1 protein-coding gene is annotated in these 270 nt (G+C 35.9%); it reads right to left on the bottom strand.

From position 1 onward, the window contains the following. A partial coding sequence (locus AOA60_RS26410) for a phosphoenolpyruvate-utilizing N-terminal domain-containing protein (protein WP_305887062.1) occupies positions 1–270 on the bottom strand: 270 nt, incomplete at both ends.

The following is a 270-nucleotide window of genomic DNA, read 5'->3' as shown; positions in this document are numbered from 1 at the left end:
TCCTACAACAATAACTTCTTCATCAATCTCAGCTAATGATACTATTTGTTTCCCAAGAACGTGCGCTAGAACACGTTGGGAAACGTCTCGTATATCTGATGCCCGCTCTTTCATGTACTCATTATCCATTGATTCAAACATAGAAACAAATTGGTCTGCTACTTCTTTTAAGGCATATGCAACATTTACTTTCTCATCTTTCACTTTTTGACGAATTGTATCAACTAGCTCTGGATCACTTAGTACTAATAAGTGAGCTGAAAAAATTTC

Origin of the sequence: Pseudomonas sp. 2822-17 (assembly GCF_002742485.1) — a bacterium.
Lineage (GTDB): Bacteria > Pseudomonadota > Gammaproteobacteria > Pseudomonadales > Pseudomonadaceae > Aquipseudomonas > Aquipseudomonas cyclaminis.
The sequence above is the reverse complement of the archived record's forward strand: the minus strand, read 5'-3'. Positions and strand labels throughout refer to the sequence as shown.